The sequence below is a fragment of the Dapis purpurea BLCC-M126 genome, from assembly GCF_050015975.1.
Taxonomy (GTDB): Bacteria; Cyanobacteriota; Cyanobacteriia; order Cyanobacteriales; family Microcoleaceae; genus Trichodesmium.
The window spans coordinates 1-9359 of the sequence record NZ_JBNHER010000153.1; the positions used below are offsets into that span (position 1 = coordinate 1).

Annotated in this window: 7 protein-coding genes; 3 read left to right on the forward strand and 4 right to left on the reverse strand. The window is 37.6% G+C overall.

Annotated elements, in window-relative coordinates:
• Positions 1-725: 725 nt before the first annotated feature.
• Both ACP6PL_RS13855 and argZ read right to left on the reverse strand, forming a co-directional pair.
• Positions 726-1379: a cupin domain-containing protein gene (locus tag ACP6PL_RS13855; RefSeq protein WP_426545846.1), complete on the reverse strand. Its 654-nt coding sequence runs from the start codon at positions 1377-1379 to the stop codon at positions 726-728.
• Between the two features lie 445 nt (positions 1380-1824).
• Positions 1825-3942, reverse strand: coding sequence for a bifunctional arginine dihydrolase/ornithine cyclodeaminase (argZ, locus tag ACP6PL_RS13860; RefSeq protein ID WP_426545847.1), 2118 nt, complete (start codon positions 3940-3942; stop codon positions 1825-1827).
• Positions 3943-4385: 443 nt separating this feature from the next.
• On the opposite strand from argZ, the gene dapF reads away from it, so the two are divergent.
• Positions 4386-5243 (forward strand): diaminopimelate epimerase, encoded by an 858-nt coding sequence (gene dapF / locus ACP6PL_RS13865; RefSeq protein ID WP_426545848.1) that lies wholly within the window; start codon positions 4386-4388, stop codon positions 5241-5243.
• A gap of 592 nt (positions 5244-5835) precedes the next feature.
• On the opposite strand, the gene ACP6PL_RS13870 is transcribed toward dapF, so the two are convergent.
• Together ACP6PL_RS13870 and ACP6PL_RS13875 are read right to left on the reverse strand one after the other, a co-directional pair.
• The gene (locus tag ACP6PL_RS13870; RefSeq protein ID WP_426545849.1) at positions 5836-6717 is read right to left on the reverse strand and encodes a hypothetical protein; all 882 of its coding nucleotides are present in this window, start codon (positions 6715-6717) and stop codon (positions 5836-5838) included.
• Positions 6718-7212: 495 nt separating this feature from the next.
• Positions 7213-7611, reverse strand: a complete 399-nt coding sequence (locus tag ACP6PL_RS13875) for an SH3 domain-containing protein (protein WP_426545850.1) — start codon at positions 7609-7611, stop codon at positions 7213-7215.
• A gap of 468 nt (positions 7612-8079) precedes the next feature.
• On the opposite strand from ACP6PL_RS13875, the gene purC reads away from it, so the two are divergent.
• Both purC and ACP6PL_RS13885 read left to right on the forward strand, forming a co-directional pair.
• Complete coding sequence (gene purC, locus ACP6PL_RS13880) at positions 8080-8808, forward strand: phosphoribosylaminoimidazolesuccinocarboxamide synthase (RefSeq protein ID WP_426545851.1); 729 nt, start codon at positions 8080-8082, stop codon at positions 8806-8808.
• A 52-nt stretch (positions 8809-8860) separates the two neighbouring features.
• The coding region (locus tag ACP6PL_RS13885) for a hypothetical protein (protein WP_426545852.1) at positions 8861-9359 on the forward strand (499 nt) is incomplete at its 3' end.

Sequence of the window (9359 nt, forward strand, 5' to 3'; positions counted from 1 at the left end):
ATTGATAATGGATAATTGATAATTACCTCTGGTTAAAACCGACAGGATTGAAGATTGGGAAATATCCTATAACTTTTCTCTTGGTCGATTGGATATGGCGTTAGCGGAGCGGCTCTGTAAGAGCGGGAAACCTCGCCATCCCTCGACCGCTTTTTCCCCTTAAAAGGGGAGGCTTTAAACCAGAATTATTTAATTATTAATTATTAATAATTGGGTAAGTTTAGTAGAACGGAAGCGCAACACAATATAAACAATTTAGCGGGGTGGGTTCATCTAATCAAATTTTGATATTATTAATAGACTTGTCGCTTTATACCAATTCAATAAATGTTTGTTACAAATAGACAGGGTATTTTTTAGGAGTCAGGAGTCAGGAGTCGCATGGGAATAGCTTCGATGCTTTTTTTTAGTTCATAAATCATCTTTTTAGTCAAAGGGACATCTCCTGTAAAATCTTTTTATCGTCCTTATTATTCGTAACATTCTTTTTTCAAAATGGTATTATAACTGAAAAAATCCTCAAAATCCTTGATATGTAAGGATTTATAGATATCAACAAGATAAAATGCCCGGAATTATTACTCTGCCTGAGTTTGAGCGATTTTTTTTCATCTATTTAGCGACAAGTCTAATATAGTTGTTGGGAAATAACTTAGGTTAGGAAAAAACGAAAATGAGAACAGATATATTTGTTAGTGATTTCATTATTATCGTATTACTATATGCTATATCAGATGTCCAATTTTACGATAAATTAAGCAATCTTCATCGCTAGATAGAGTATGAATATACCCTGGTGGATTCCGCAGCCATGTTCTTTTGGGATAAACGCCTTGTTCATCCTTCAATACACCTTCAAGAATAAAAATCTCTTCACCGCCCCCATATTCACTGCTGGGGAAGTTTGTACCTGCTGCTAATTTCATCAGATCAACCTGTTCAGTCTGATATGTATGTAACGGCATTACTTGCAATCCAGGAACTTCTCCAGGCAACCACTTTGCTTGAGTCGTAGAAATGACAACCCGTTGTTGATCCTGTGGCTCCATTTGCCGGAGTTTCACTAGGATAGTACAACCATCCTTACTATGTGGAGTATGACTAGAATTCACTGGATTGCGGACATAGGTTCCTGGCTTATAGTCTCCCTGCTCATCAGAAAAGATACCATCAAGTACCAAAAACTCTTCTCCTCCACCATGGGTATGAGCTGAGAAGTAACTACTAGGAGCATAACGAACAAGAGAGGTGGCACGGGCAACCTCTTCTCCATCGCGCTCTAACATCCGTCGTTGTACCCCTGCCATCGGTGAATCTCTCCAAGGCAAGTCTTCTGTAAACACAACAACACGCTCTTGTAAATCAGCATTCAGTTTCATAAGTTACCTCAATAACTTTATTTGACTTTTTCTTAGTACCAACATTGGCATCTTCTTGACGTTTGACGTTGTGGTTGAGCAAAAACAATAGAATTATAGCTGAAGTCAGAAGGGGGGAAGTTAAAAAACATTGCAATAGTAGGAGCAGGTTCCACGTTAAATTATTAGAGCGACAACATTGAATCAAATGAATCTGCCCCCAATGAATAAACTATATTAAATCATTAGGGCGAAAACATTGAATCATATGAACCCTCCCCCAATGAATGCACTATTTTTGTTGATTCACTACTGGCGTAACACGCCTAAAAGATTGCAATAGTAGGGGGTGGGTTCCGTGTTAAATTATTGGGGCAACAACATTCAATCAGATGAACCCGTGCCCAATAATAATGCACTATTTTAGATGTATTGCTCTACTACAAATAGCTTTGATCCCTAATTCCTAAGCTTCCACTTGAGCTAAAGAATAAGGACTAGTCAACTGCTCTAATTGTGCAATCAATAAACTGAGGAACAAACCAACATCTGTTACCACACCTATAGATTCAACAGAACCACGATCGCTCAATTTAGTCACCACTGCCGGATTAATATCCACACAAACCATCTTCACTCCAGCAGGTGTCATATTTCCTACTCCAATAGAATGCAACATAGTTGACAACATCAAAACCATGTCAGCACCTTTCAACAACTCAGTGTATTCTTCCTGGGCCTTAATCAAATCCATCTGAGTATCAGGTAGAGGTCCGTCATCACGAATTGAACCAGCTAAAACAAACGGCACATTATTCTTCACGCATTCATACATCACCCCATTTGTAAGAACACCAGCCTCAACTGCTTTAGCAATATTACCACAACGCCGAATAGTATTAATAGTCTTCAGATGATGTCGGTGTCCACCATGAACAGCAACTCCCTGTTTCATATCCACACCGAGAGAAGTTCCCATCAGTGATTGTTCAATATCGTGAACTGCGATAGCATTACCACCCAATAATACTTGTACATATCCCTGACGAATTAAACTTGCTAAATGTTCGCTACCCCCAGTGTGAATTACAACCGGACCTCCTGTAACTACTACTTTGCCTCCGCGATCACGAATTTGCCGTAATTCCCAAGCTACTTGTTCAACCACTAATTCTACACGACGTTCACTAGAAACACCAGCAGACATAAAGCTGAACTCTTCTTGGTTCCGTTTTTCACGAGATTCTGTTTTACGGATAGTGCGAATACCTACCACATCTACTACTACCTGTTCGCCAATTTGTACATCCCGCAGGAGTTTGCATTTGGCTTGAATATGACCATCTACCTCAGTAATAGCGATTACTCCATCCATCCTTTGATTTTGAACCAGTATCCACTGACCTTTAACTCTAATTTCAGTGGGATAAATAGTCGTAACATAAAAATTATCAGCAGCAACACCATTTTGTTCTACTGGCTCCAATTTAGCATCCTGCACATCCTCAGTAGGAATTACTGCACCAATGTCAATAAGCTGACTCATTATTTCTTCCATGACTTCATGGGAAGGGGCAGAAACTTTGACTTCAGCAAGGGAAGTACTTTGACGTTGTTCTCCGAGATTAAAGTTGAGAACTTTGAAACTACCACCACCTTCAACTATTAAGTCTAAAGCTTGATTAATTAAGCCAGCATCGAGTAAGTGTCCTTCCATCCGAACCGTGCGACTTTCGACCAGCACTTTAGCTTCACGATCAGGTATAATTGGTTCTGTAACTCGGAGGGTAAGACATTTTGCTGCACCACCTGCTTTGAGGAACTCAGTTAGAGGTGTTTCAATAACATTGAAACCTGCTTCTGCAAGACTTGATTTCAAGTCATCACTAACCTTGTTCATAATCATGGTTTGATTAATGTTAACTGCATTGCAGGCAAAGTTTACTGCATCTGCTTCTGCTACTATAATCCGTTTTTCTGGTGGCACTCGCATTTCAATCAGACGGTTGGAGTAGGAGTCAAATGCGGGTGGATAATAGAGTAAGTAACCACCAGTTAGGGGACAGAAGCAGGTATCGAGGTGATAGAAACGCTCGTCTGTAAGTCGGAGGGATAGCACTTCAATGTCGAGCCATTTTGCCAGAAGTGGGTGGGAGTCGAGTTCGGAACGGAAGCCATATCCTGCCCAGAGGTAACGACCTTCTCTATCTAGAAGAGCATCTCCTGCACCTTCAAAGGGTAGGTCTTTGGGGAGTTCGTGAACGATAAAGCCTTGGTTAAGGAACCATTCTTTGAAGTAGGGTTCTTCTCCTTGACGTTCTTTATGGTAGAAACGGCTAATAACAACGGTATTTCCCAGAACTAGACCTGCATTAGCAGTAAATACCATATCAGGCCAACCTTTTTCGGGTGGTACTAGGTCTACAATAGCGTGTTCTTTAATAATCTCGTGAAGTTTGTGCCATTGTTCAACAGACCGATCGCGGGAGGATTTGTGGATGTTGCCCTCCATCCAAGGGTTAATTACATAGTCCACATCGTAGTGGTCGGGGGCACATAAAAGAAAGCGAATTGAATCAGTCATAATTATTACCTGGCAGATGCTATATGTATAGGTCTACTTACTTTATTTGGTAACCAATGGAAAACCCACTCCTAAAATTATTCAGGAGCGGAATTTTAGTGTATAAAGGTTAACACTTTATATTATCACGGTAGGGACACATCTAATGCTTTTTTTTGAGGATAATAAGGGAGTAGGGAAAAGAGGCCAGAGGACAAGGAACAAGCAAAAAATATTTACCGGGCTAATTAAAATAGTGCTTTATATTTGTCGTGGTAGCTAGAGGAAGTTATATCAAGCCTAATTGCACATAGCTCCAATTACGTTGTCATTATAATTTAAGCTAGCGTGATTGTGAGATTGTTTAACCGGATTTGATATTATTTCTCAAAAAGAGGCTATTATTAGCAAAAAGTCTACTTGAGCATAATAAACTTTTATTGGCTCATAGGAGAAAAAGTGAAATGATGGATTTTTACAAGTATCATGCACTAGGGAATGATTATATAATCATAGACCCTAATAAAACTGATATATACATTAACAAAGAAAATGTCGAAACTATATGCAGCCGGAATACTGGTCTAGGAAGTGATGGAATTTTATATGGTCCAATCTTTAACGATGGGAAAATTAAGTTAAGAATATTTAACCCTGATGGTAGTGAAGCTGAAAAAAGTGGTAATGGAATCCGTATGTTTTCTAAATATCTGGGAGATGTTGGCTATATCAAAGAATGCACTTTTTCAATATCTACTGCAGGTGGTGAAGTATCTGTAGAAATAATTAATCTCAAGGATGGATTAATTAAAGTAGATATGGGCTTAACAACTTTTCAAAGTGACTTAATTCCAGTTGCAGGAGAGCGTCGAAAAGTAATACGAGAACCTATAAAAGTAGGTGATGAATCCTTAGAAGTAACCTGCATTTCTATTGGCAATCCTCATTGCGTTATTCCCGTAACAAACATCTCACAAGAGAGAGTGCTTCAACTAGGTCCAAAAATAGAAAATCACCCAATCTTCCCCAATAGAATCAATCTACAGTTATTGCAGGTTCTTGATAGGCATAATATTCAAATAGAAATTTGGGAACGCGGTGCTGGATACACAATGGCTTCTGGCAGTAGTAGCTGTGCAGCTGCGAGGGTAGCTTACGAGTTAGGATTGGTGGAAAGAGAGGTAAAGGTATATATGCCAGGAGGTGAAATTGATATTGATATCAAGCCTAGTGGTCGTGTATACATGACTGGCGTGTCTAACGCTGTTGCTGAAGGTATATTTTTACAAGAATTTAAAAGTATATTAATGGAAAAGTCATAATTCACTACCCTAAAGACACCTGTATCAAGCGCCAGCTTTGAACATATGGTGGTCATTTCAGTTATCAGTTATTAGTTATCAGTTATCAGTCCCTCTTGCTAAACCAGGAGGCTTGAAATACGGAATATTCCTTTTTTATCCCCTTAAAAGAGGAGGCTTGAGACCCAAATTTTTCGATCAAAAAAGTAGTTATGACACCCGAATGCGTATTTTTAACTGTTAAGCATAAGGAACTTCTCAAGTGGCACTTAGGGATCTAGGTTGGATAGTGATGACTAAGGGAAGGGGGCTCGGGACTAAAAATGGCTCCACTGGCATAAGCTAACTGAAGAATTACAGAGGCAATGAGCCAATAAACTGGTGCAATAAGTGTAGGTTGAGTTGACGTATAAAACTCAACAAGAATAAAGCTTTGTTAGGTTTCACTTAGTTCCAGAAAGACCTACATGATCTAATTACACCAATGCTACCGGATTTGATATAACTTATAACTGCGTTAACTTCACCTTAATTGGTGAAATGTTTTTGGAGGGTTGCTCTAACCCCCGCTACAAAAATAACTTCTAACTTCTGACTTCTGACTTCATCAAGTCTATGCTTCTTCTGCTGCTTGCTCTATCAACTTTCGAGCTACAGTTTGAGTACCTGTATGTTGGAAGTAGTTTGTCGTCTTATCCAGAAATGCAGCTACAACATCTAAAGCGTCATCGGAAAAGTCAATAAAGCCACCAATATTGTCAAAAATACTTTCTGGAGTTAAACCAACTGACCCAACCAAGTTATCCATCCATCCCTGAACTGCTCCGAAACTATTAGTAATAAACCCAAATTTGTCATCTCCAGGAATGGCACCGCTAATAGCTCCAAAAACTGCATTATCAGTAAAAGCGCCTTCACCCTCTCCATCAAGGGTATCTTGTACTTTTTGCAGGAAGTCTGGGCCTAAAGGCACCAAACCATCAAGACAAACCAAGGCAGCCATTCGCATTAGAGATGGACCTTTGTACTCTTCAGTTAAGTTTGTGACAAATTCTCCTGGGTCAAGAATAGGTAGGCCATTGAGTTTACTATAGGCTATCAATTCTGCTACAATTTTCAGACACAGGTCAACAGATTGAGTTGTATCAGCTTTGGGAGTTAAGCCACCTAAAAAGCTTAAAAAAGGGATTTTTTCACTTACTATTTCGGCCATAGCTGCTGCAGCAAGGGCACCATCTAAATTATCAACTACGTTGTAATACCACATAGCTCCCTGATATCCATTATCCGCGTCATTGTATAGCTCAAGCGCTTTGTTGCCAATATCTAGAATTCTGTCTGCATCAGACTCGCCTGTAATTACTTCAATAGTTTGATTAAAACCTACTACATTTTCCCACTCCCCCGGAACTACAAAATCTAGAGCATTGAGTGTTTTTACTGTGAGATTATCACTAGGTAGTTCATTCAGTAATTCAATAATTGAATCGCTCACTTTTGACTCCTTTTTTTTGGTTAGTAGTTTGCGTTTTAGCTTTTCATTATTATTGATTGTATCTGTGTATTGTCATCAAAAATTTTTTGACATAATTCTTAGCATTATTGGATTATTTTATTAATTTAGACACAGTAAATTTTACCTGTTTTTTTTTAAAGAAAAGAAAGATTCAAGCACGGTTACAGGTATTTTTCTTGATTTATTTTTAGTTATTATTTCTATATTTTTAAGATAAGTAAGTAGGTCTAATTAAATGTTGCAAAAATTGTCGGGGCGGGTTTTACCGAAACACTTTATATAAATGCAATGTAATCTATTAAACTCGCTCTACGCTCGTTACGTTTATTTATGTTCACCTACTGAGAAAATAATGGTTTTTCTTAACGCTGAAATACTTTGAGTATGGGAAATTATAAATGTTAGGGATTTCGCGGTAGAGGCATAACTCTTGGTCATCCGCGATCGTCCCTGACAACATTTATTCGATCAAATTTAACAATGTCTCAAATAATGAGCATACACATAACCATAACAAGGAGATGAAATTTTTGCCCAACCACGATGGTAACCAATAACACGGACACGAGCGCCTGGATATAATGCGTTTATAACCCGACCCCAAGGATATGTTCTCACCCGCAAGTTTCGATAACGAGTTGCTACTCGACGACAGCTGCCATAAGACCGACCGTAAGACCTGCGATGATACCGATGAGCGAGTTGATCTTCATCTTTAGTTTCAGTAGGAAGTGTAGTTACTGACTCATCAACAATGGGAGCTTTTTGAGATGATACTGCTGCTATAGAAGTAAGACCAATACCAGAAACAGCAGCAATAGATAATAAGGTACTCATTGCTACAGATTTTGTCCAAGTCATCATCTGTTTCATTTTCTATTCCTCAATTATGATTTCATAACTCCTGATCTCATAATTTATCCTCTCAGAAAATATTGCCCAGGACAAGACATTTAATATTAATTTTATTTAATCAAATATTGTTATCTGTCCATTGAGTAAACTATTTTATTTTGGGGATGTTATATATGTTTTTTGTCCCTGTTTTAGTCATGGTTTACCCAAAGAAATGATTTAGCAATGAACCACTATGTTATGTATAGTATTTCTCATATTAATAAGGTACAGTATTTTTTCTCTCCCCTATTCTCAGATTTGGTGTTGTTGAAAATCAGAATTTTTTGTATCTCAGCCAATGTGAGAAACGTTAGATCAAAATCAAAACAGATATAGCTCTAAAATTGCCATTAAAATATTGACATTAAACGTATATTATGATAATCACAGAAAAGAGTAATTATTGCTCATCAGTCTATTTTTATTCCCTAGTCAAAAATTTTTATGTCATCTAATCAAAAAATCTACGAAGGCAAAGCTAAAATTCTTTATACTACTGACGACCCAGAAATATTGTTGACTTATTTTAAGGATGATGCTACAGCCTTTAATGCTCAAAAAAAAGGCACAATAACAGGGAAAGGTAAAATAAACTGTACTATTTCTACTAATATATTTAAGCTACTTGAAGCTAATAATATACCCACTCATTTGATTGACTGTCCAGCACCAGATCAAATGCGAGTTAAAAGGGTGACAATTTTACCTATAGAAGTGATTGTGAGAAATATTGCTGCTGGTAGTCTTTGCCGACAAACTGGATTAACAGAAGGAACTATCTTGAAATTTCCCTTAGTAGAATATTGTTACAAAAATGATAGTCTGCAAGACCCACTTCTAACACGCGATCGCCTCTTACTACTAGAATTAGCTACCCCAGAACAATTAGAGCAAATACGGACTTTTGCCCTCAAAATTAATGATTTGCTGATAAATTTCTTTAACCAATGCCAAATTACTCTTGTGGACTTCAAAATCGAATTTGGCCTAGATAAACATGAAAATTTGATTTTGGCAGATGAAATAAGCCCAGATAGCTGCCGACTTTGGGACCAATCTCAAACAGATCCAAACCAGCGAGTTATGGACAAAGACAGATTCCGTAGGGATCTTGGTAATGTAGAAACCGCATATCAACAAGTCTTAGAAAGGATTTTAGCTCAGAAAGTTTGAGATACCCGTCAATAGTGTACAATTTTACGGTTTGTATGAAAATTTCACTGGTGTGTGGATTGTACGGGATAGTAATTATATGCGCTTGTCTCCGTTTTTAGTGGCCATTTTTGCTGCTTCAACAAGTTTTGGAATCTCAAAGTCTGCTAATGCTCAAATATCAGAAACTGATATAGATACTAATTTTATTTCTCGATCAATTAGTTCAAAAACACAATTTGGTCAACTTTCTTCTACCAAATCTTTTTTAGAGTTAGGATCTAGTTTATCTTCACAACAATTATTTGGTAGTAGTAAGAATCGGTTGAGTAAATCTTGGTCGAAAGCAGAAGTCAAATTAGAATTTTATGCTTTATTAAAGGTTAAAGAAGTTACAAAATTATCTTCTGTTTCTAATAAAGAATTTGCTAATTTTTTAGCTTTAGACGTTTTGGAAAAGACACAAATTCCTCAACTAACCCTAATTAATAAATCAACAGAAATTAAATCGGAAGGATTAGTAGATAAACAGTTTGCTGCGACTATTCCAACTACAGAAATAGTTGTAGATG